General features: G+C 62.5%; 23 protein-coding genes. 12 read left to right on the top strand and 11 right to left on the bottom strand.

Annotated features, from left to right (window positions below; translation table 11 throughout):
- Positions 1–335 precede the first annotated feature (335 nt).
- The 3 genes from NKJ37_RS24305 to NKJ37_RS24315 are packed head-to-tail and all read left to right on the top strand — an operon-like array spanning position 336 to position 4753.
- Complete coding sequence (locus NKJ37_RS24305) at positions 336–821, top strand: endonuclease domain-containing protein (protein WP_128303963.1); 486 nt, start codon at positions 336–338, stop codon at positions 819–821.
- On the top strand, positions 818–3388 hold the full coding sequence (locus NKJ37_RS24310; RefSeq protein ID WP_352775316.1) for a GcvT family protein: 2571 nt from the start codon (positions 818–820) through the stop codon (positions 3386–3388). Before NKJ37_RS24305 ends, NKJ37_RS24310 begins: the two co-directional genes overlap by 4 nt.
- Before the next feature lie 9 nt (positions 3389–3397).
- Positions 3398–4753 (top strand): M24 family metallopeptidase, encoded by a 1356-nt coding sequence (locus NKJ37_RS24315; protein ID WP_352775319.1) that lies wholly within the window; start codon positions 3398–3400, stop codon positions 4751–4753.
- Here NKJ37_RS24315 and NKJ37_RS24320 read toward each other — a convergent pair.
- Both NKJ37_RS24320 and NKJ37_RS24325 read right to left on the bottom strand, forming a co-directional pair.
- Positions 4718–5545 (bottom strand): phosphate/phosphite/phosphonate ABC transporter substrate-binding protein, encoded by an 828-nt coding sequence (locus tag NKJ37_RS24320; protein ID WP_023812290.1) that lies wholly within the window; start codon positions 5543–5545, stop codon positions 4718–4720. The two genes, NKJ37_RS24315 and NKJ37_RS24320, sit on opposite strands and share 36 nt — an antisense overlap.
- A 91-nt stretch (positions 5546–5636) precedes the next feature.
- The gene (locus NKJ37_RS24325; protein WP_352775322.1) at positions 5637–6647 is read right to left on the bottom strand and encodes a fatty acid desaturase; all 1011 of its coding nucleotides are present in this window, start codon (positions 6645–6647) and stop codon (positions 5637–5639) included.
- A gap of 229 nt (positions 6648–6876) precedes the next feature.
- On the opposite strand from NKJ37_RS24325, the gene NKJ37_RS24330 reads away from it, so the two are divergent.
- Together NKJ37_RS24330 and bmt are read left to right on the top strand one after the other, a co-directional pair.
- A complete protein-coding gene (locus tag NKJ37_RS24330; protein ID WP_023812292.1) occupies positions 6877–7734 on the top strand; it encodes a helix-turn-helix domain-containing protein in 858 nt (285 codons plus the stop codon).
- A gap of 134 nt (positions 7735–7868) precedes the next feature.
- On the top strand, positions 7869–8891 hold the full coding sequence (bmt, locus tag NKJ37_RS24335) for a betaine--homocysteine S-methyltransferase (protein WP_352775325.1): 1023 nt from the start codon (positions 7869–7871) through the stop codon (positions 8889–8891).
- 15 nt (positions 8892–8906) lie between these two features.
- Here bmt and NKJ37_RS24340 read toward each other — a convergent pair whose 3' ends face one another.
- The 3 genes from NKJ37_RS24340 to NKJ37_RS24350 all read right to left on the bottom strand — a co-directional run bounded on the left by NKJ37_RS24340 (position 8907) and on the right by NKJ37_RS24350 (position 12065).
- Complete coding sequence (locus tag NKJ37_RS24340; protein ID WP_352775328.1) at positions 8907–9176, bottom strand: hypothetical protein; 270 nt, start codon at positions 9174–9176, stop codon at positions 8907–8909.
- Positions 9177–9387: 211 nt separating this feature from the next.
- Positions 9388–11502, bottom strand: a complete 2115-nt coding sequence (locus NKJ37_RS24345) for a YfbK domain-containing protein (RefSeq protein ID WP_352775331.1) — start codon at positions 11500–11502, stop codon at positions 9388–9390.
- 2 nt (positions 11503–11504) lie between these two features.
- The gene (locus tag NKJ37_RS24350; RefSeq protein ID WP_023812296.1) at positions 11505–12065 is read right to left on the bottom strand and encodes an RNA polymerase sigma factor; all 561 of its coding nucleotides are present in this window, start codon (positions 12063–12065) and stop codon (positions 11505–11507) included.
- A gap of 155 nt (positions 12066–12220) precedes the next feature.
- Between NKJ37_RS24350 and NKJ37_RS24355 the strand changes: the two genes are divergently transcribed.
- The 6 genes from NKJ37_RS24355 to NKJ37_RS24380 are packed head-to-tail and all read left to right on the top strand — an operon-like array spanning position 12221 to position 14553.
- Positions 12221–12544, top strand: coding sequence for an ArsR/SmtB family transcription factor (locus NKJ37_RS24355; protein ID WP_023812297.1), 324 nt, complete (start codon positions 12221–12223; stop codon positions 12542–12544).
- A complete protein-coding gene (locus NKJ37_RS24360) occupies positions 12541–12966 on the top strand; it encodes an SRPBCC family protein (RefSeq protein ID WP_023812298.1) in 426 nt (141 codons plus the stop codon). The genes NKJ37_RS24355 and NKJ37_RS24360 overlap by 4 nt, the downstream gene beginning before the upstream one ends.
- A gap of 54 nt (positions 12967–13020) precedes the next feature.
- On the top strand, positions 13021–13242 hold the full coding sequence (locus NKJ37_RS24365) for a hypothetical protein (RefSeq protein WP_023812299.1): 222 nt from the start codon (positions 13021–13023) through the stop codon (positions 13240–13242).
- 11 nt (positions 13243–13253) lie between these two features.
- The gene (locus NKJ37_RS24370) at positions 13254–13688 is read left to right on the top strand and encodes a DUF1801 domain-containing protein (protein ID WP_352629347.1); all 435 of its coding nucleotides are present in this window, start codon (positions 13254–13256) and stop codon (positions 13686–13688) included.
- A 29-nt stretch (positions 13689–13717) separates the two neighbouring features.
- Complete coding sequence (locus NKJ37_RS24375) at positions 13718–14110, top strand: VOC family protein (RefSeq protein ID WP_023812301.1); 393 nt, start codon at positions 13718–13720, stop codon at positions 14108–14110.
- Between the two features lie 41 nt (positions 14111–14151).
- Entirely contained in the window at positions 14152–14553 is a 402-nt protein-coding gene (locus tag NKJ37_RS24380) for a DUF1801 domain-containing protein (protein ID WP_023812302.1), read from the top strand.
- A gap of 2 nt (positions 14554–14555) precedes the next feature.
- Here the strand turns inward: NKJ37_RS24380 and NKJ37_RS24385 are convergent, their stop codons facing one another.
- Both NKJ37_RS24385 and NKJ37_RS24390 read right to left on the bottom strand, forming a co-directional pair.
- Positions 14556–15734: a BaiN/RdsA family NAD(P)/FAD-dependent oxidoreductase gene (locus NKJ37_RS24385; protein ID WP_352775334.1), complete on the bottom strand. Its 1179-nt coding sequence runs from the start codon at positions 15732–15734 to the stop codon at positions 14556–14558.
- Between the two features lie 82 nt (positions 15735–15816).
- Positions 15817–16404, bottom strand: coding sequence for a TetR/AcrR family transcriptional regulator (locus NKJ37_RS24390; RefSeq protein ID WP_023812304.1), 588 nt, complete (start codon positions 16402–16404; stop codon positions 15817–15819).
- A gap of 139 nt (positions 16405–16543) precedes the next feature.
- Here NKJ37_RS24390 and NKJ37_RS24395 point away from each other — a divergent pair, with 139 nt between their 5' ends.
- The gene (locus NKJ37_RS24395) at positions 16544–17101 is read left to right on the top strand and encodes a DUF308 domain-containing protein (RefSeq protein ID WP_023812305.1); all 558 of its coding nucleotides are present in this window, start codon (positions 16544–16546) and stop codon (positions 17099–17101) included.
- 141 nt (positions 17102–17242) lie between these two features.
- On the opposite strand, the gene NKJ37_RS24400 is transcribed toward NKJ37_RS24395, so the two are convergent.
- From NKJ37_RS24400 to NKJ37_RS24415, 4 genes are all read right to left on the bottom strand, one after another.
- Positions 17243–17980 (bottom strand): dienelactone hydrolase family protein, encoded by a 738-nt coding sequence (locus NKJ37_RS24400; protein WP_352439871.1) that lies wholly within the window; start codon positions 17978–17980, stop codon positions 17243–17245.
- A gap of 104 nt (positions 17981–18084) precedes the next feature.
- A complete protein-coding gene (locus NKJ37_RS24405; protein WP_352439870.1) occupies positions 18085–19380 on the bottom strand; it encodes a CynX/NimT family MFS transporter in 1296 nt (431 codons plus the stop codon).
- On the bottom strand, positions 19377–20054 hold the full coding sequence (locus tag NKJ37_RS24410) for a FadR/GntR family transcriptional regulator (protein ID WP_128304376.1): 678 nt from the start codon (positions 20052–20054) through the stop codon (positions 19377–19379). Before NKJ37_RS24410 ends, NKJ37_RS24405 begins: the two co-directional genes overlap by 4 nt.
- 100 nt (positions 20055–20154) lie before the next feature.
- Complete coding sequence (locus NKJ37_RS24415) at positions 20155–20850, bottom strand: hypothetical protein (RefSeq protein WP_352439869.1); 696 nt, start codon at positions 20848–20850, stop codon at positions 20155–20157.
- Positions 20851–20916: the final 66 nt, after the last annotated feature.

Raw genomic sequence — 20916 nt, forward strand, 5'->3', positions numbered from 1 at the left:
TTCGCCAAGCCAAGGTCCGGGCGGCCGCCCGGACCTTGGCTCAATCGCTCTAATCCCACGAAATCTCTCTCGTGTAGATACAAGGTGGCGTCGCGAAGCGGCGACGGAGTGGGGGAAGCCGTTCCTGAAACGCGCAGCCGCCGCAAAATTGGTACAACGAAGATAGCGCGTAACCTACGGCAAGCGGGCAACCAGGCGGAAGCATTGCTTTGATGAACAGTCGACCCCCACTCCGTCGAGCTACGCTCGACACCTCTCCCCCGATCGACGGGGTAGAGGAAAGGTGCGAGCTTATACAGGCTGGCTCCCTTCCTCTCCCTCCGGAGGGGGGAAAGGTGGCGCCGCGAAGCGGCGACGGAGTGGGGGAAGCCGTTCATGAAACGCGCAGCCGCCGAAAAACAGGCACAACTCGGCGAGCGAGAAAACTCAGGCAAGGCGACAATCAAGCCGAAGCGCTGCTTTGGCTTGAGTTAAAAGCCCGCAAGCTTGGCGGTTACAAGTTCACGCGACAGTTCTCTATCGAACCATACTACGCTGACTTCGCTTGCCGCGAAAATTGGCTTGTCGTGGAAATCGACGGGCACCAACACGCCGGCAGTTCATATGACCGCCACCGCGACGACTTCATGCGCGCTCAAGGCTATTCGATCCTGCGTGTTTGGAACCATGACGTCCTGAAACATCGCACGTCGGTCTGTGAAACCATCCTCGCCGCGCTTGATGGCAGGCTGGCCGAGAACATCGCTGCATCCGATCTCCGCTTTGTCTTCACACCCCGCTCACCCAATTCAATCTCTTCAAAAACGGACTTATCTAGATGAAATCTCACGTAAAAGCGGTTGTCATCGGCGGCGGCGTCGTCGGCTGCTCGGTTCTCTACCATCTGGCCAAGGCCGGCTGGACCGACATCATGCTGATCGAGCGCTCGGAGCTCACCTCGGGCTCGTCCTGGCATGCGGCGGGAGGCTTCCACACGCTGAACGGCGACCCCAACGTCGCCAAGCTGCAGGCCTATACGGTGCAACTCTACAAGGAGATCGAGGAGATATCCGGCCAGTCCTGCTCGCTGCACCTGACCGGCGGCGTGATGATGGCTGATACGCCAGAGCGCATGGATTTCCTGCGGCTGGCCCACGCCAAGGGCCGCTATCTCGGCATGGACACAGAGCTGATCACCCCGTCCGAAGCCAAGGCGATGTTTCCGCTGATGGACGAGACCAATTTCGTCGGCGCCATGTGGGATCCGGTGGAAGGCCATCTCGATCCGTCGGGCACCACCATCGCCTACTCCAAGGCGGCAAAAAAACTCGGCGCCGAGATCGTGCTGCGCAACCGCGTTGTGGAACTGACACAGGAGGTCGACGGCACCTGGAACGTCGTCACCGAACAGGGCACGGTGAAGGCCGAGCATGTCGTCAACTGCGGCGGCCTGTGGGCGCGCGAGATCGGCCGCATGGTCGGCGTCGAGCTGCCGGTTCTGGCCATGGAGCACATGTATCTCTTGACCGAGCCGATGCCGGAGGTCGAGGAGTTCAACAAGTCGACCGGCCGCGAAATGATCGGCGTGCTCGACTTCAAGGGCGAGATCTACACCCGCCAGGAGCGCAACGGCATCCTGCTCGGCACCTATGAGAAGGCCTGCAAGCCGTGGTCGCCGGTCAACACGCCGTGGGATTTCGGCCATGAATTGCTGCCGCCCGACCTCGACCGCATCGCGCCGTCGCTGGAAATCGGCTTCAAGCATTTCCCCGGCATCGAGAAGGCCGGCATCAAGCAGATCATCAACGGCCCCTTCACCTTCGCGCTCGACGGCAACCCGCTGGTCGGCCCGGTGCAGGGCCTGACCAATTTTTGGTGCGCCTGCGCCGTGATGGCCGGCTTCAGCCAGGGCGGCGGCGTCGGCTTGGCGCTGTCGAACTGGATGGTCCATGGCGATCCCGGCTTCGACGTCTGGGGCATGGATGTCACCCGCTTCGGCGAATGGGCCGGCCTGCGCTACACCAACGCCAAGGTGCGCGAAAACTATTCGCGCCGCTTCTCCATCCGCTTCCCCAATGAGGAACTCCCGGCGGCACGCCCGGCGCAGACGACCCCGCTCTACGACACGATGCTGGCCAACAACGCCGTCATGGGCGACAGCTGGGGCCTTGAGACACCGCTCTGGTTCGCACCTGAAGGCAAGGAACCCAGGGATATCGTCTCCTTCCACCGCTCCAACGATTTTGGGCCGATCGGCGAGGAAGTGCGCGCCACGCGTGAGCGTGTCGGTGTCACCGAGATCGCCAATTTTGCCAAATACGAAGTCTCGGGACCCGCGGCCGAGGATTTCCTCAACCGGCTGATGACCAACCGCATGCCGAAGACCCGCCGCATCGTGTTGACGCCGATGCTCAACGAATTCGGCAAGCTGATCGGCGACTTCACCATCGCCAAGGCGGCAGAAGACCGCTTCATGATCTGGGGCTCGTCGGCGGCGCAGAAATACCACATGCGCTGGTTCGAGAAGCACCTGCCGAAGGACGGAACGGTGCGCATCCACCGCTTCGACCAGACCCTGGTCGGCCTGTCGATCGCCGGGCCGAAATCACGGGACTTGCTGCAGAAACTGGTCGATGTCGACGTCTCGACAAAAGCCTTCCGCTTCATGGATTTCCGCGAGATGGCGGTCGGCGGGGCGCCCTGCATGGTCAACCGCATCACCTACACCGGCGACCTCGGCTATGAAATCTGGATGGCGCCGGCCTACGAGCGCCTGGTTTACAAAGCGATCAAGAACGCCGGCGAGGAATTCGGCCTTGTCGATTTCGGCATGCGCGCGCTGCTCTCCATGCGCCTCGAAAAGAATTTTCCGACCTGGTTCCGCGAGTTGCGGCCGATCTACGGCCCGTTCGAAGGGGCGATGGACCGCTTCATCAAACTGGAGAAGAACGACTTCATCGGCCGCGAGGCTGCCGCCAAGGAACAGGTCGAGGGTCCGAAGCTGCGCCGCGTCTCCTTCATCGTCGATGCCGCCGACGCCGACGTCATGGGCGACGAACCGATCTGGGCCAAGGTCAGCAAGGACTACGGCACGGTGGAAAAGCCGCATGGCTATGGCGCGCCACGCTTCGACAAGGGCGGCAAGGAAATACGCGGCTCCAAGGCTGCCGAAGGCGCGTCCGCCGTGCGCGGCATCGTCGACGGCGACTGGCGCGTGGTTGGCTGGGTCACGTCGGGCGGATATGCGCATTATGTGCAGAAGTCGATGGCGCAAGGCTATGTGCCGGCGGCTCTTGCCGAGGACGAAAGCGCGGGCCTGTTCGAGATCGAGATCCTCGGACACCGCCGGCCGGCCCGCATCAACGTCGAAGCGCCTTTCGACCCGAGCGGCGAGAAGATGCGGACCTGAGGTTCGACCATGGACAGCGCGGGGCCGAAGGGCAGCTTTGGCCGCCATCGCAAGATCATGCCGTTCGAGCCAGGCTCGATCGAGGCCCTCCGCGACGCCTCCCGCCGGAAGGCGGCTTCGCTCAACCAGCATGTGCTGGGCTATGGCGCGCAGGCCGAAGCTGAATGGGCCGCGGCAGGCATTGCCGCGCCCGATCTGCCTGCCATGCGTCAATACCGGCTGGAGCGTATCCGCGCCGAGCTGAAGCGGCGCGGCTATGCCGGCGCCCTGCTCTACGACCCCGTCAACATCCGCTACCCCACCGACTCGACCAACATGCAGCTGTGGGTGGCGCACAACCCGACGCGGCATTGCTTTGTCGCCACCGACGGGCCGGTGGTGCTGTTCGACTATTTCTCCTGCGAGCATTTGTCCGACCATTCCGGCGTCGTCGACGAAGTGCGGCCGGCGGTATCCTGGATGTATCTTTATGGCGGCGAACTGACCGAGCAAAAGGTCCGCCGCTGGGCCGCAGGAATAGCCGATCTGGTGAAAGAGCATGGCGGCGGCAACAGCCGCATCGCCGTAGACCATATCAATCCGGAAGGCGTCGAGGAGCTGGCTCGCCTCGGCATTTCCATCGGCAATGGCGAAGCGGTGATGGAGAACGCGCGGCTGATCAAATCGCCGGACGAAATCCTCGCCATGCGCCGCGCCATCGCCGCCTGCGAGGCGGCGATGGGCGAGATGGAACAGGCGCTGAAGCCGGGGATTTCCGAAAACGAATTGTGGGCGGAACTGCACCGCGGCAACATCGCGCGCGGCGGCGAATGGATCGAGACGCGGCTGCTGACGTCAGGCCCGCGCACCAATCCGTGGTTCCAGGAATGCTCGTCACGCAAGATTGTATCAGGCGACCTCGTCGCCTTCGACACCGACCTTATCGGCCCCTACGGCTTCTGCGCCGACCTGTCGCGGACATGGCTGTGCGGCGATGCAAAGCCGACCAATGAACAGCGCGACCTGTTCCGTATCGCCGCCGATCAGATCGAGCACAACACGGCACTGATGCAGCCGGGCATCTCGTTTCGCGACCTCGTCGAGCGCTCGGCCGTGCCACCGGGAGACTGCTTCCCGACGCGATACGGCGTGCTCTATCATGGCGTCGGCCTGGCCGACGAGTATCCGACACTACCGCATGCCAGCGACTGGACATCGGACACGCCGGACGGCGTGCTGGAACCGGGCATGGTCCTGTGCGTGGAAAGCTATATCGGCCGGCTTGGCGGGCGCGAAGGCGTCAAGATCGAGGAACAGATCCTGATCACCGAGACCGGCAACGAACAGCTCTCAACCTACCCGTTGGATGCGAGGCTGCTCGGCTAGCCCGGCAAGGGCCTCGCGCAACGCCCCAACCGTCTTTTCCGGTGTCACCGCGGCGGTGATGTAAGGCAGGCCTTTGCGCCGCCCGGTCCAGCCGATGACCACCACCTTTTTCGCCGCCGGCTCGAAACGCTGCGCCAGTGCCCAGCTCTCGCAGTCGATGGCCGCTATATCGGCCTTGCCCTCGGCAATTGCCACGATCGAGGAACGGTGCCCACCGCTTTCGCTGCGCGAGGCAAAGAGGTCAAGGCTCTCGCCCATCGCCTCCAGGTCGCGCGTCAAACCGAGGAACCCCGACATCGAATCGAGGCTGTTGAAGGTGAAGCGCTTGCCACGGATGCGATCGAGTGGGACCAGCGGGCTGCCGTCATTGGGCGAGGCAACCGACGGCGCGCCATCCGCCAGCATGACGATAGCGCTGGAATAGAGCTCGCCCTGCCCGCCTTCGTAGGCGTCGTAGCTTGGCTGGGCGACCACCTGCACATGCCTGGACAGGCCGAGTTCCATCGGCCCCCAGCAGGTCTGCGCGAACAGCAGCGCCGGGTGCAGCCACAGTCTGTGAAAATCGAGTTCGTCCGGCGGCAATGTCGCTGGATCGGGTGCGATCAATGCACCGGCAGCATCACGAATTCCGCCCGGCACCGGCGGCAGGTCACCATTGCGACGCGCGATGGTTTCCGGCGCGTCAATGCCCTTTCCCCGGAAAGCATCGCGCAGCAGCACCCATTGCGCGTCGACCTCGCCGCGCACTTCGGGCCAATCATACATCGGCAACGCCGCAACTAATTCACTCATGCCGATATCAAATCATCATGTCTGGAAAAAGGATCGCAAAAACGCGGCGTCCAATCAGAATTGGCCGACACGGACCCCCGGATAGGCCGGATTATTCCTTGGGCGGCTCGGCGGGAACCGGCGCACTGCCAAGCCCGCTGATGCTGCGCGCCCTGATGCGCGGCTTGAAGGCCCTGCCCGGCTCGGCTTGACGCCGCAGCACCGGGTGCACGATCGGCTCTTTTGCCTTGAAGGCGTAAGCCTTGATCAGCGCGAAATAGTTCGGATAGGCATAGCCGTTGTTCATCCGCAGCCATTCCTCACGGCGGTCACGAAACAGCTTGGGTAGCTTGTACCAGGCCACGGTCGGGGTCTTGTGGTGGACGAAGTGCAGATTGTTGTTGAGGAACAGGAACGACAGCGGCGAACGCTCGACGATCACCGTGCGACCTTCCGGATGTTCCGACCATTGATGCTCGGCGAACGTGCGGATCGAGATCAGCGACTGGCCGAGCCAGACCGGCACGAGAATGTAAAGCCACAGCGGGATGCCGAAGCCGAACTGGACGATCGGCAGCACGACGGCAAGGCCGATCGCGTGCAGCAGCCACGCCTTGCGGATCGCCTTGTCGCCGGCGAACATCTGCTTGGCGTCGTCGATGAAGAAGCCGACGCAGGACAGCCACGGGCCGAGCACGAAGCGGCCGGCCATGGTGTTGTTGATCTTGAGCAGGAATTTCATCGTCGGCGGCAGCTCGTCATGCTGCCAGAGCGCCTGGTAATAACTCTCTGGATCGTCCAACGGGTCGGTCAGCCGCTCGTCGGCGTGGTGGCGCAGATGGATGGTCTTGAAGCGGCGGAACGGCCAGACCAGACCGATCGGCAGGAACACGAAGGCTTCGTTCACCCGCGCGTTGCGTGTCGGATGACCGTGCAGCACTTCGTGCATGATTGACGATTGCAGTGCAGCGGTGAAAGCCAGCACGGCGAGCGCCAGGACGGGATAGGATGGCCAGAGCAGAAAACCGGTGGCGAGCCATGTTGCGTAGCAGAAGAAGGCGAGTATCACGGTTGGCCACTCGATGGCCGGTACGCTGTGTCGCCTGATGCCCTTGCTCGTCATGCTATCGACCACTGTCCCTCAGTCGCCGGAACCCCAATTGGTTCCTGACAGTATTGTGTCAGGAGAAATGATTTCACTCAACGAGACAAGGTACACAAACTGTTGCGATTGCGCATTTTTGACCGCACATGTTATACATTGTAAACAGTTCTAGAGATTCATTTACGCCTGAGGCGCGCTCGGAAGCGATTCGGCGCAAATTTTTCCTCAATCGAGGTGGAGCCCGCACATGGACAAGCGCGACCTGTCGACGATCTTCCGCGAACGCCTGAAAATGCTCTTGACACGCTCCGACCTGAACCAGTCGGCCTTCGCGACCGCGGTCGGCATCGACCGCTCGGCGCTGTCGCAGCTGCTGTCGGGCGCCTCGACCCGCCTGCCCCGCGCCGAAACGCTGCTCAACATCGCCGCCGAGTTCAAAGTGTCGCTGGACTGGCTACTCGGCCTCAGCCAGGACGAGGGTCTCACCGGCGAAATCCGCGAGAGCCTGGAGATCGAGGAGGCACCCGACGGTTTCGACCGCACCCTGCTGGCCAAATGGCATGCCGAGGCGGCCGGCACCAAGATCCGCTACGTGCCGGCCGGCATCCCCGACCTCTTGCGCACCGAAGCACTGGTCGACTACGAAGCCGGCATCACCAACAAGAGCCGCCTGGCGCAAGCCGGAGAAACGCAATACCGCATCGACTACAACAGGCGGCCGGAAACCGACATGGAAGTCTGCATGCCGCGCCACACGCTGGAGATCTTCGCCCGCGGGCTGGGTGTCTGGGACCGTTTCCCCGAAGCCGACCGGCGCGCCCAGTTGCTGCACATGGCGACGCTGCTCGACGACCTCTACCCGACCTTCCGGCTGTTTCTCTATGATGGGCGGATGCGCTATTCGATCCCCTACACCATCTTCGGCCCCTATCGTGCCGCCATCTATGTCGGCGACATGTATCTGGTGCTCAACGCCACCCAGCCGATCCAGACGCTGATCCAGCATTTCGACAATCTGATCCGGGCTGCCGACATCAATGCGCACGAGGCGTCCGGCTTCGCACACAGACTGGCCGGCATGTCGTTCCCAACAGGAACTGTCTGATTTTCGGCAGCCAAGATCACCACCGCGCCATGGCTCAAGGCGCCGCATGGGCGAATCCGTCCTAGCTATTCATTGACTACACATAAAGACTTCTTTATATCCTTATTCGACTTCGAAACGTGAAAGCCAATCCGATGACGACCACCAACCCGATCGATGCGCTGCTGGCTGAAAAGGGCGTGCTGCTGGCCGATGGCGCCACCGGCACCAATTTGTTCGCCATGGGTCTGGAGGCTGGCGAGGCACCCGAGCTGCTGAACGAGACGGCGCCCGACACCATCACCAGCCTGCACCAGAATTTCGTCGATGCCGGCGCCGACATCATCCTCACCAACTCGTTCGGCGGCACCCGTCACCGCTTGAAGCTGCACCATGCGCAGGACCGCGCGCATGCGCTGAACAAGCGCGCCGCCGAGCTTGCTCGTGCCGTTGCCGACAAGGCCGGCCGCAAGGTGATCGTCGCCGGCTCGATCGGACCGACCGGCGAATTGCTGGTGCCGCTTGGCGCCATGACCTATGACGAGGCGGTCGACGCCTTCGCCGAGCAGATCGAGGGTCTCAAGGAAGGCGGCGCCGAAGTTGCCTGGATCGAGACAATGTCGGCTCCAGACGAGATCCGCGCCGCTGCCGAAGCGGCGATCCGCGTCGGCCTGCCCTACACCTACACCGGTTCGTTCGACACCGCCGGCCGCACCATGATGGGCCTGCTGCCCAGGGATATCCACGGCGTCGTCGACGGCTTATCGCAGGCGCCGCTCGGCGTCGGCGCCAATTGCGGCGTCGGCGCGTCCGATATCCTGGCCTCGCTGCTCGACATGACCGAGGCGAAGCCGGAGGCGACGGTGATCGTCAAGGGCAATTGCGGCATTCCCGAATTCCGCGGCACCGAAATCCATTATTCCGGCACACCCGAACTGATGGCCGACTATGTCAGGCTCGCCGTCGATGGCGGCGCCAAAATTATCGGCGGCTGCTGCGGCACCTCGTTCCAGCACCTTGCCGCGATGCGCAAAGCGCTCGACGCGCACACCAAGGCGGATCGTCCGACGGTTGCCGCGATCGTCGAGCGCATCGGTCCGATGCGCAACAAGGTGGCGACGGAAAACACCGCCGAGACCAGCGAAGCCCGCCGCGAGCGCCGCCGCAGCCGGGCCTGACCTTATCGGTTTCGATTATTCGCTGTTGTCGGCGTAGCTCGACTGCGCCGACTTGAAGTCGACCACATTGTCGCCGCGCATCGTCATCAGCGCGCCGGATGAAACCGGATCGGTGATCTGCTCCAGCATGATGCGAAAGCGGTCGTTGGTCAGCGCCGACATAGCGGTGTGGCGCGCCTGCGCGACATCGTCGCTGATACGCCTGGATTCGGATGATGGGGCTGATGAAACCGCCGAGGCGTCCCGCGCCGGGGGTGTCGAGTTGGCGATAGTCCTGATCTGCAATTCCGGCTCCCTCAAGCCCCGTAGGCATGGCCTGTGTAACAAGAGGGAGTTGCGATCCGGTACCAGAAAAGCGGCGCAATTTAACGACCCGGAAAATCCGCGAAAAAAGGCCGGCAAGGGAATGAATCCCTCGCCGGCCTGCCTCACCCGCCCGCGGTCGATTTCCCGTATCAGAACGATCCCATCTGAAAGAAACCGGCCGTCATCACCACTACCGGTTACCGCCCAGCGCCGAGGCAAGGCGCACAAGCGAGAGGAACTCGGACCTGTACCCAAACGGGTCGGCTCCTCGAGCGGCAGTGGCGATCTCCATGATCTTGTCGTAACCGAACTTCGCGGTCGCATCCTGGTCGCGCAGCTTCTGGCCGAAGGCGGCGACCGCGACGGAGAAGCGCTGGTCGGTGCTGGCCTGGTCGAAGGACGAAATCTCGTTGGCCGAGGTCACCGGCGTGGTGATCAGCTTCGAGACGTCTTCATTCGGAAGCTTGTAGCGGATCTTGACGAAGGCATATTCGTCCGCGTTGGCGACGCCGCCATTGTCCACCGACGCCTGACCATAACGCAGCGCGTCGATCTGCTCGCCGCCGCTGCCCTTTGGCGTGATTTCATAGATCGCGGTAACGGAATGGCCCGAACCAATGTCGCCGGCATCGACGCGGTCATTGTTGAAATCCTCGCGGTTCAAGGCGCGGGTCTCGTAGCCGATCAGGCGATATTCCGAGACCTTGTTCGGGTTGAACTCGACCTGGATCTTCACGTCCTTTGCGATGGTGAACAACGTCGACGAGGCATCCTCGACCAGCACCTTTTCGGCCTCGGCCAGCGTATCGATATAGGCGGCGGTGCCGTTGCCGTTCTGGGCAATGGTTTGCATCATCTGGTCGTTCAGATTGCCGCGGCCGAAGCCGAACACCGACAGGAAGACACCGGTCTTGCGCTCTTTTTCGATCAGCCGCTTCAGATCGTCGTCGTCGGTCTGGCCGACATTGAAGTCGCCGTCGGTGGCGAGCATCACCCGGTTGACGCCGTCCTTGACGAAGGATTTTTGCGCCAGCCTGTAGGCTTCCTTGATGCCCGCCTCGCCGGCCGTGCTGCCGCCGGGCGTCAGATTGTCGATGGCGTTGAGGATCTTGTCCTTTTCGGACGCCTTGGTCGGCTCCAGGACTGTGCCGGCGTCACCGGCATAGGTGACGATCGAAATGGTGTCGTCGGCCTTCAGCTTGCTGACCAGCAGCCGGAAGGCCGATTTGAGCAGCGGCAGCTTGTCCGGCTCGTCCATCGAGCCCGAGACATCGATCAGGAAGACCAGATTGGCCTTCGGCTGCTCGGTCGGCTTGACGTCAAACCCCTTGATGGCGACATGCATCAGCCTGGTCCGCGTGTTCCACGGCGTCGGCATCACGCTGACGGTCGAGTTGAACGGGGTCGAAGCCGACTCCGGACCCTTCCAGTCATAGGGGAAGTAGTTGATCATCTCCTCGACACGCACCGTATCGGCCTGCGGCAGGTAGCCCTGCTTCAGCGAGCTGCGCACGAAGGAATAGGAGGCCGTGTCGACGTCGATCGAGAAGGTCGAGACCGGGTCCTCGAGTGCCGCATGCACCGGATTGGTCTTGAAATCCTCGATACGGTCGCGATTTTCCTCCTGCGGCAGCATCTGGTCGGCCGGCGCCATAGCCGGCTGCTGCGGCGCCATCAGCTTCGACTCCGCCGCCATGCGGGCTCGCGAGGTGCTGGGTACACTTGCAGCGCCATCCAGTGCGAATTCACCTGTCGGTGCCGGTGGCGCAGGCTCGGCCAGCACACCGCGCTCCAGCGCATTTTGTTGTGCAGCGCCCCCAGCAACGGTCGATTCGGATTTCTGCGGCGAGGCCGGCGCCACAAGCGCATCGGTGGCGTCGCGGCTTTCCACATCGGCGTCCGCCTTCTTGTCCTTCTCCAACTCGCCGCGAGCCGGCTTCGGCTCGGCGGTCGTCGGCTTCACCGTCGTCGGCTTGTCGGCCAGCGTCTCGCTGATCTTCTCGTCGCCGCCGAATTTGGGCGGCTGTTCCCTCAGCAAATGGAAGGTGGCGTATCCGGCGATCGGCAGGGCGACGAGCCCGGCAAGGGCCGGCGTGGCAATAAGTTTCTTTTGCATGATCTCGCTCCAGAGCTTTTGTGCTCGCTCTGTGAGACGAAGCCCGCCAACCGATCCTTGGGAGACAGCAGAAATATTTTCCTGATCATAGGCGCGCAGGGCGGCCTCGAAGGCACGTGCCTTGGCATCCTTGGCGGGCGCCGGTGCTGCGATATCGCGCAGTCTGTTGAGTTCATTGTCGTCGACCATGGTCACACTTCCCCGGCCGCGCGCATCAGCGTCTTCAGCCGTTTCTTCGCTTCATGGATGTGCCAGGAAACCGTTGTCTCCGAGATCGCCATCGCCTCGGCGGCGGCCGCGTGGCTCAATCCTTCGCCATAGACCAAAAGCACGGCGTCGCGCTGCTTGTCCGGCAATTGCCGCACCGCGGCCCATAGCGCTTCGGCGGGGTCTTCCGGTTCGATCGACGCCTCGCCCGAGATCAGTGCATGGACGCAATAGGCCTCTGTCTTGACTGTCTCGCGGGCGGATTTGCGCATCATGTCGCGCGCGGCGTTCAGGGTCACGGAATAGAGCCATGTGGTGAAGGCGCCGCCGCCGCGATAGTCGCGGATCGCCTTGCCCAGCCTGACGCAGACTTCCTGGGCTATGTCTTCGGCATCGGCCTTCCTGCCGCACCAGCGATAGGCAGCGCGATAGACGAAGTCATAGTGCCTTTCCAGCAATGTGCTGAAGGCCCCCCTGTCTCCGCCCTTCGCCCGCCCGATCAGTTCGGCGTCGGAGGCTTCGCTCTCATCCAGCATCATCGCCATCATTTGCCTGTTGGACGAAGGCTAATGGCTAATCCTTGGGGCAATGGAAAGATTTTTTTGGAAACCGCCGGATCGTGACCGCCGGCACCCCGCTTGACACATCCATATCTCGGCGGTTATACGTCAATCAATAGCCACCGGGTTATCGATCCAAAATGAACAACGCTCACGACGTCCTCTTCAGAACGCTCTCCGATCCGACGCGTCGTGCGATCTTCGAGCGCCTGTGCCGGCAAGGCGAGCAGACGGTCGGTGCCCTGACGGCTCAGTCGGGGGTCTCGCAGCCGGCGGTGTCGAAGCATCTCGGCGTGCTCAGGCAGGCCGGGCTCGTGCGTGACCGCCATCAAGGACGGCAGACCCATTATAGCGCCCAGCTCGCAGCACTTTCCCCGCTGACCGACTGGACGAACCAGATGAATGCGTTCTGGCAGAGCCGGTTCGATGATCTCGAAAATTTGCTCAAAAGAATGGACCAATGACCAACATCGCGACCGAAACGCGCTCCGTCATCGTCGAACGTGAGATCCCCTATCCGCCGGAAAAAATCTGGCGCGCGCTGACCCAGCCGCATCTCATCGAGGAATGGTTGATGAAGAACGACTTCCAGCCAGTCGTGGACCACCGTTTCAAGCTGCGAAAGGAACCGCAACTTGACGTGAGCATCGTTGTCGACTGTCAGGTAACAGCCGTCGAGCTGAACAAGACACTGTCCTACACGTGGCAGGCCTATGGCCTTGAGAGTGTCGTCACCTGGACTCTCCTGCCGACCAGCACGGGCACCCGGTTGCGCATGGAACAGTCCGGCTTCCGGCCGGATCAGGAGCAGGCGTACCGGGGCGCGACGAGCGGGTGGCGGCAGTACCTTGCAAATCTGAGTCAAGTCCTGGCGCGGATAGATTGAAACCCGCCGGTGCGGATCGGTGGTCCGCGTCGGCTGTTTTGACAGGAGGAACTATTGGACTGGAACATGTGGGTTCGGCAAATTCATCGCTGGCTGTCGATCATCTTTACGCTGACCGTCATCGCCAACTTCGCCACCATGGCATTCGGGCAGCCTCCCGCCTGGGTGGTCTACTCGCCGCTCCTGCCGCTCTTCCTGCTGCTGTTCAGCGGCCTGTACATGTTCGTGCTGCCCTATGCCGCCAAGGGACGCGGCGCGCAGCGTGCGCGCGGATAGGAGTGGGTAGAATGGTCAAGACACAGGGTCAATTGACCAAGGCTGCGCCAGTGCTGCTCTCGGGCGGCAACCCGCAAATCGCCAAGGGCGATGGTGACGCCCCGGTGCAGGCCTATATCGCTGCGATGCCGGGTTGGAAGCGCGGCCTGGGCGAACGCCTCGACGCGCTCATCGAGCGCAACGTGCCGGACGTCCGCAAAGCCGTGCGATGGAACTCGCCCTTCTACGGCATCGAAGGCCAGGGCTGGTTCGTGTCGTTTCATGTCTTCACCCACTATTTGAAGGTGACCTTTTTCAGTGGCATCTCATTGCAGCCGATCCCACCAGGCGGCACGGCAAAGAGCAAGGATGTGCGCTGGATCGACATCCGCGAAGACCAGTTCGACGAGGCGCGGATGGCGGACTGGGTCAAGCAGGCGGCCGCGCAGCCCGGCTGGATCCCGTAACGGCCGAATAACACACAGGAGAAAGAGCGATGAAGATCAAGCTGACCAGCGTGTATGTGGACAACCAGGAAAACGCACTGCGCTTCTACACCGACGTGCTGGGCCTCGCCAAAAAAGCCGATTTCAGCAACGGGCCTTTTCGCTGGCTGACAGTGATCTCAGCCGACGAGCCTGATGGAACCGAGCTGCAACTCGCGCTCAACGACAACCCGGCCGCCAAGGCCTATCAGGAAGCCATCTTCGAGCAGGGCCAGCCCGCGATCATGTTCTTCACCGACGACGTCAAGGGCGACTACGAGCGCATCAAGGCGAAGGGCGGCGCGTTCACCATGCCGCCGACCGAGGTGACCGGTTCGACCATCGTCCAGCTGAACGACAGCTGCGGCAATCTCGTTCAGATCACCCAACTGACGCGCTGGTGACAGGCAGCGGTTGAACGCGTCGAGGCACAGGAAGGCACCCAATGACCCCCTCGCAACAAATCGACCAATTGATCGCTGGCCTCTCGGACTGGCGCGGCGAGACGCTCGCCCGCATCCGCAAGACCATCCTTGCAGCCGACCCGGACATCGTCGAGGAGTGGAAGTGGATGGGCAGCCCGGTATGGTGCCTCGACGGCAACATCGTGGTCGGCAACGCCCACAAAGACAAGGTGAAGCTGACCTTTTCCCATGGCGCCAGCCTGCCGGACCCCGACAAGCTGTTCAACAACGGTTTTGGCGGCAAGGTGTGGCGGGCAATCGACATGTTCGAGGGCGAAAAGCTCGACGAGGGCGCCCTGAAAGACCTCGTCCGTGCCGCCATCGATTACAACCAGGCCAAAAAGAAGAAGAAGGCGGCTGCTGGGACGAAGCCACGGACGTAAGTCTAGGCCGCCTGCCCCGCCACCCAGCCCGATGACCATGCCCACTGGAAATTATAGCCGCCCAGCCAACCCGTGACATCGACGACTTCGCCGATGAAAAACAGGCCCGGCACGGATTTCGCCTGCATCGTCTTCTGGTCCAGCCCGTTGGTGTCGACCCCGCCCAGCGTCACTTCGGCGGTGCGGTAGCCCTCCGAGCCGGCAGGCTTGATGCGCCAGTCATTGACTGCGGCAGTTATGGTTTTCATCTGGGCGTCGGAAAGATCGGCAAGGTTGCCGTCGATCCCGGTGCGCTCGGCGATCGACTGCGCAAGCCGCTTCGGCAGATGATTTGCCAGCACCGTCTGTACCGCTTGCCGCCCATTGCTTCGCTTGGCCACGCGGATGAGGTCCGCCACGTCAACTCCCGGCAGCATGGCGATGCGGATTTCATCGCCCTCGCGCCAATAGGACGAGATCTGCAGGATGGACGGTCCGCTGACGCCGCGATGCGTGAACAGCATCGCTTCGGAGAACCGCGTCTTGCCGCAGGCGACTTCCGCGTCCACGGCATTGCCGGCCAGCGGCGCCAGCCGCTCGAGCGTGTTTGCGTCGAAGGTCAGCGGAACCAGCGCCGGCCGCGTTTCGACGATGGCAAGGCCGAACCGTTCGGCAAGCTCATAGCCGAAACCGGTCGCCCCCATCTTGGGGATCGACTTGCCGCCACAGGCCACGACCAGCGACTGGCAAGTAACCAAGCCTGTGGAGAGGGTGAGCGCAAACCCCTCCACGGTTTTGCGGGCATCCTCAACGCTGGTCGAGAGCGCCAGCTCCACGCCCCTGCCCTGCATTTCCGAGACCAGCATGTCGATGATCTGGCGCGCCGAGCCGTCGCAAAACAGCTGCCCCAACGTCTTCTCGTGATAGGCAATGCGGTGGCGTTCGACGAGGGCGATGAAATCGCGCTGCGTGTGGCGGCTGAGCGCCGAAATGCAGAAATGCGGATTGCCCGACAGAAAATTCTTCGGGCTGGCATGGATGTTGGTGAAATTGCACCGGCCGCCGCCGGAGATGCGGATCTTCTCGCCAGGCATTGCCGCATGATCGAGGATCAGCACCGAACGGCCGCGCTTGGCCGCCTCCACGGCGCACATCATTCCGGCGGCACCCGCGCCGATGATCACGACATCATAGGATTGCATCAGGCTATTCGTTTCCGCTCGACCCACTCACATGGGGCCGCGCCATTTGTGCTGCCTGATACCACTTTGGCCCGACAGTTTTCTAGCAATTCCGTCCCAGCAGCATGGTGATCTGGAGGGTGACGATTGTGGTGAACAGCCCGGGATCACTGAAAGCCCTCGCGGACAGCATTGCCCCATGAACCGATGCCATCAGCATCTGGGCCTCCTCCTCCGGCCGGTTGTTCAAGCGGAACAAGTCCTGCTCCATTCCAGCCCGCAGCACCGACGTAAGCCATCCCGCGAGATTTTGGAAATGGGCACGAACGCGTGATGCGACCTCTTCCGGCAGCATCTGCATCTCGCCGGCGAGCATCGCGCAGACGCAGAAGGACGGCGAGGCATCGCGAATGCATGTCCGCCAATAGTTCATGTAGGACTGCAGTTGTTCAGCAGGGCTTGAGAGTTCTCCCCGGAGAGACTCCAAACCCACTTCGGCCTGCCGCCTGTAACGATCCACCAGCACCGAAACCAGCTCGGCCTTCGTCGGAAAATGATGGTGGATGCTCGCCTTCCTGATCCCGATGGCAGCCGAGATATCGGCATAGCTGAACCCGTTGTAGCCTCCCGCGACGATGAGAGACTGCGCGACATCGAGGATCTTTTCTGAAGTCGAAGCCATTGATTCCATATCGCTGCCTACCTTCTGGTAGGCGAACTGTCAAGGTTATGCATCGTTCCCGATTCTCACAGGGAGGTGTCCGGAGATCGGGTTGACTTAGAGGTTTTGGCTACCTACTAATAGGTAGATAGCAATAAGAAATCTGCCGATGCAAAACCAATCTTTCACCCAGTCCGGATGGCTACGATCCTATTATTTCGTACGCGCCATATTTTCTATCGCCTGGGTTGCTGCCGCCATCCTATTCAACGGGCAACCCGGTCCCACCGCGCTTCTGCTCGTGATCTACCCCGCATGGGACGCCCTCGCCAATCTGGTTGACGCCAGGGTAAATGGCGGCCTGAAAGCCAACTCGTCCCAGGCATTGAACGTCGTGGTCAGCCTGATAACGACGCTCGCTGTCATCGTGGCGGTCGCCAACAGCATGTATGCCGTTCTGGCCGTGTTTGGGGTTTGGGCGATCCTCTCGGGCCTGCTACAGCTGAACACGGGATTAAAGCGTTGGCGCTACCAAGGCGCACAATGGGCGATGATCCTGAGTGGTGCGCAGTCGGCCCTCGCTGGCGGCTTCATGATCAGCCGATCCCTCGGCACGGCTGCGCCGACGATTCTGGACATCGCCCCTTATGCCGGGTTCGGCGCGTTTTACTTTCTGCTCTCCGCAATTTGGCTTGTCGTAGCAGCCTATCGCAAGGCAAACGCCTAGGCGCAGCCTGATCCGGCGGCGGCAAGGTGAACAGTCATCTGCCGCCGTCGAAAGGGCAAGCATCGCTCACTCTTCGCCGCATCGGCTGCCATTCTGGTTCAAAGTCACGTAGCGTCCTGCTCAGGGGCGCGACCCCTGACCTTAGATCAGCGTCTCGGCGAACAACGTCGTCAGCCGCTTCCAATGGCGTTCGGCACCCGCGGCATTGAAAACGCTATGATCGGGCACGCACCAGCCATGCGCCATGCCGGCATAGTTCTCGATGACGTGGTCGACTTCCGCAACCCGCAACGCTTCCTCCAATCGCATCGATTGTTCCGGCGGGAAACTTCTGTCGACACCCGACATGCCGATATAGACGCGCGCCTTGATGGAGGCTGCCTTACGATGCGGGCTGTCGGCGGCGTCGCTGGCCAGATTGCCGCCATGGAAGCTTGCCGCCGCCTTGATCCTGTCGGGATAGGTTGCAGCCGCATTCAGTGCCCGGCCGCCACCCATGCAATAGCCGACGGTACCGATCGGCCCGGTGATGCCTTCCGCCGCAAGCGCGTCGAGGAATGCACCGCTGTCGCTGATGGTCATCTCCTGCGTCGTGCCGGTGACCAGCGCCATCAGCGCTGTCTTGGTCTTTTCCTCGACGAACGCGGTCTTGGCGTCGAACGGCCCGTAAGGCGCGTTGCGGTAGAACAGGTCGGGCACCAGCACCGCATAACCTTCATTCGCCAGCCGCTCGGCCAGGCTGTCGAGCGCCGGTCGCGGACCGAAGGCGTCCTGATAGAGAATGACGCCGGCCTTGGCAGGAGATGCGTTTGCCGAGTGAAAAAGCCCTGCTTTGGCAACGCCATCCCTGGTCTTGATCTGCAGGTCCTGCTTCGTCATCGCCCGCTCCGTTCGATTGATGCGCGATACATATCCGGCCAAGCCGATACGGCAAGGCGTTCCCTGAACCTGACAGTCAACATTTCGTGCAGGATTGCGTGACGCTATTGCTCGCCCTCGCGCACGGTCCGCGCGCCGACATGCAGCGCACGGCCGGCACCGAGCCCCATGATGGCTACGCCAAGCCCGAGCGCGACGAACAGGAACGCCGTCCCCGAAAAACTGCCGGTCCAATCGCGGATCAGGCCCACCAGCAGCGGGCCGAATGCCGCCAGTACATAGCCGACGCCTTGCGCCATGCCTGAAAGATGCGCGGCGACATGCGAATCCGGCGAACGCAGCACGATCAAGCTCATGGCAGCCGCGATAAGGCCCCCCTGCCCAATGCCTTGCAGGACCGCCCAGAACAGCACCGTCGAGGTCGGCGCAAAGAGAATGCCGAGCAGCGCGATCACCGCCGTGGCAACGAGCGCCACATTGATGCCGCGCTGGTCCTTCAGCCGCATCGCAAAGGATGGCACGGCGAGGCACGTGATGACCTGCGCCATCACCGACACCGAAACCATCGCACCGGCGGTGGCCGCGTCAAAGCCGCGCTCGCGCAGGATCGGCGCCAGCCAGCCGAAGATGCAATAGGCAAGTGCCGACTGCAGCCCCATGAACAGCGTCACCTGCCAAGCCAGGCGATCGCGCCAAAGCCCGACGACGTGAAAGCCGCGATGACTGACCTGCCGACGGCTGCCCAGCGCCTGCGGAATCCAGATCAAAAGCACGACCAATGTAGGCACCGCCCAAGCAGCGAGTGCCCCGGACCATGAACCGGTGACAAAATGCTCGATCGGCAGCGTGAAGCCCGCGGCGGCGGCCGAACCGGCGCAGAGCGCCATGGTGTAGAGCCCGGTCATGACAGCGGCCCTGTCGGCGAAATCGCGCTTCACCAGGCCCGGCAGCAGCACATTGCCGATGGCAATCGAGCCGCCGGCCAGGAAGGTGGCGACAAACAGCAGGGGAACCGTACCGAACCAGCGCAGCCCTGTTCCCAGCACCAGCAGCGCGAGTGCACCCAGTAAAGTGCGTTCGGCCCCGTAGCGCTGCGCAAGCCTTGGCGCGAAGGGCGCGAACAGGCCGAGGCACAGGACGGGCAGCGTCGTCAGCAGGCTCGCGCCCGTCGTCGAAAGACCGGTTGCCTGCATCACCTCGGGCAACAGCACCGACAGGCTGGAAAACAGCGGCCTCAAGCTGAAGGCGATCAGCACAAGGCTTGCGCCAAGCACGATGCGCGCCGCACGGCTGCGCAGTTCAGGCGGCTGCGGCATGGGCAGGCTGTCGGCCTCGGCATCGATGAGTTCCAGACCCTCGACCTCGGCCTTCGGATCAGGCTGACGAAAACTCTGGTTCATTGCGAAAGCAGTCTTTCAAGTTGGGCAAGCACCGGCGCCATGAAGGCTCGGACGGCGGCAACGGCGCGCTCGGGATCGCTCGCGGCAATGGCGTCGACGATTGCCGCATGCGCCTGGTGGTCCGGTTCGGGCAGATCGCCGTCGATGGTGGCATGGATGGTCTCGGTGATGGCGGCGGTGAAGAAGTCATAGAGCTCCATCATCGCCCTGTTGCCGGACGCCGCGACGACGGATTTGTGGAAAGCAAGATCGCGCCGGATGAAGGCTTCGCTTCCGCCGTCGGCGACGGTGCCGCGCGCGGCAAGCAATTGCCGCATCCGCTCGAGGTCGGCTGGCGTGTGACGCAAGGCGGCGAGCCTCGCGGCCTCGAGGTCCAGCGCCGCCCGCGCCTCCCACTGATCGCGCAAGCCGCTGCGTTTGACCCGGTCAAGCGCGGCAGAAGTATCGACGGCGGAGCGCACATAGGTGCCCGAGCCCTGACGCGTATTCAGCAACCCCTGCGAGACCAGCACCCGCACCGCCTCGCGGACGGTGCCCCGACTGACCGACAGAAGGTCGGTCAGAGCTGCCTCGTTGGGGATACGCTCGCCGACACCCCAGCGGCCGCTGACGATTTCAGCCCGCAGGCTCTCGGTGGCGCTGTCGGTGAGATTGGTTCGGATAGCAGGTTGCATCGGCCTATTCATCAAGTCATCAGATGACTTGATGAATAGGCTTGCTTCTAACTGCCGTCAAGATGCTCGAAGCGAACGAGCACCACGTAATGGGAATGGATCAGTTGGTGGCTCGTGCGAAGCTCGCCATGTGGTAGGCCTGAACCTCCGGCGGATAGCGATACTCCGTGCCATAGGGGCACGCATTGCGATCAAGGCAGCCGCCGCTGCGGCAAGGCGAGCCGCCGGCTCCACGCACATGCGTCAGGCAGGATTGATAAGCAAATCCTTGCGCGGAATAGGCGTCGGCCGGACAAGATTTCAGGCAAGGTTTCTCGACGCAGCTATCGCAAAGGTGAGGCGCCGTTTCGCCGGCTTGAATCGGAAGCTCGTCCTCGAACAGCAGCGCACCGCGATAGGCATGCCATAGCCCGTATTGCGGATGCATGAGGATGCCGAGCGGCGACGGCTTCAGTCCCTCCGCCCGCATCGCCCATTGCTGAAACGGCAGATAAGGTCTGTCGGAAGGGGAAACGGCTCGCGCCCCGAATGCCTCGGCCACGGCTCCGATCACTTCGCGCGACCACGTGTCGAGCGGATTGGCGATGGTCTGCGATTGCTTGTCGATCCAGCGCAGGAAATGCGGCCAAGGCGCTGCACCCGCCTGCCCGACCAGCAGGACGGATTTGACGGGAGCACCTGAGAGGTCGGCAAACGGGGTTTCGCTCGCTCCGCACTTGAAGCCGCCGCGCAGGATGAGGCCATGGGCCGAAAGCACGGTCGCGATGTCCTCAACCCGGCGCCCCGCGGCAATCATTCCTTCTTGACCGGATCGGAGAACGCGCTCCGCCAGACTTCCTTGTGGATGATGTTGGCGACTTTA

The organism is Mesorhizobium sp. M0140 (assembly GCF_040322475.1).
Classification (GTDB): Bacteria; Pseudomonadota; Alphaproteobacteria; order Rhizobiales; family Rhizobiaceae; genus Mesorhizobium.

Coding starts and splice junctions, on each gene's coding strand:
- NKJ37_RS24325 (WP_352775322.1), bottom strand. CDS start 6,647: ATGACGAGCAAGGGCATCAGGCGACACAGCGTACCGGCCATCGAGTGG.
- NKJ37_RS24360 (WP_023812298.1), top strand. CDS start 12,541: ATGACCAACATCGCGACCGAAACGCGCTCCGTCATCGTCGAACGTGAG.
- NKJ37_RS24375 (WP_023812301.1), top strand. CDS start 13,718: ATGAAGATCAAGCTGACCAGCGTGTATGTGGACAACCAGGAAAACGCA.
- NKJ37_RS24395 (WP_023812305.1), top strand. CDS start 16,544: ATGCAAAACCAATCTTTCACCCAGTCCGGATGGCTACGATCCTATTAT.
- NKJ37_RS24370 (WP_352629347.1), top strand. CDS start 13,254: ATGGTCAAGACACAGGGTCAATTGACCAAGGCTGCGCCAGTGCTGCTC.
- NKJ37_RS24310 (WP_352775316.1), top strand. CDS start 818: ATGAAATCTCACGTAAAAGCGGTTGTCATCGGCGGCGGCGTCGTCGGC.
- NKJ37_RS24390 (WP_023812304.1), bottom strand. CDS start 16,404: ATGGAATCAATGGCTTCGACTTCAGAAAAGATCCTCGATGTCGCGCAG.
- NKJ37_RS24345 (WP_352775331.1), bottom strand. CDS start 11,502: ATGGTCGACGACAATGAACTCAACAGACTGCGCGATATCGCAGCACCG.
- bmt (WP_352775325.1), top strand. CDS start 7,869: ATGACGACCACCAACCCGATCGATGCGCTGCTGGCTGAAAAGGGCGTG.
- NKJ37_RS24410 (WP_128304376.1), bottom strand. CDS start 20,054: ATGCAACCTGCTATCCGAACCAATCTCACCGACAGCGCCACCGAGAGC.
- NKJ37_RS24315 (WP_352775319.1), top strand. CDS start 3,398: ATGGACAGCGCGGGGCCGAAGGGCAGCTTTGGCCGCCATCGCAAGATC.
- NKJ37_RS24380 (WP_023812302.1), top strand. CDS start 14,152: ATGACCCCCTCGCAACAAATCGACCAATTGATCGCTGGCCTCTCGGAC.
- NKJ37_RS24355 (WP_023812297.1), top strand. CDS start 12,221: ATGAACAACGCTCACGACGTCCTCTTCAGAACGCTCTCCGATCCGACG.
- NKJ37_RS24400 (WP_352439871.1), bottom strand. CDS start 17,980: ATGACGAAGCAGGACCTGCAGATCAAGACCAGGGATGGCGTTGCCAAA.
- NKJ37_RS24320 (WP_023812290.1), bottom strand. CDS start 5,545: ATGAGTGAATTAGTTGCGGCGTTGCCGATGTATGATTGGCCCGAAGTG.
- NKJ37_RS24330 (WP_023812292.1), top strand. CDS start 6,877: ATGGACAAGCGCGACCTGTCGACGATCTTCCGCGAACGCCTGAAAATG.
- NKJ37_RS24350 (WP_023812296.1), bottom strand. CDS start 12,065: ATGGCGATGATGCTGGATGAGAGCGAAGCCTCCGACGCCGAACTGATC.
- NKJ37_RS24405 (WP_352439870.1), bottom strand. CDS start 19,380: ATGAACCAGAGTTTTCGTCAGCCTGATCCGAAGGCCGAGGTCGAGGGT.
- NKJ37_RS24415 (WP_352439869.1), bottom strand. CDS start 20,850: ATGATTGCCGCGGGGCGCCGGGTTGAGGACATCGCGACCGTGCTTTCG.
- NKJ37_RS24385 (WP_352775334.1), bottom strand. CDS start 15,734: ATGCAATCCTATGATGTCGTGATCATCGGCGCGGGTGCCGCCGGAATG.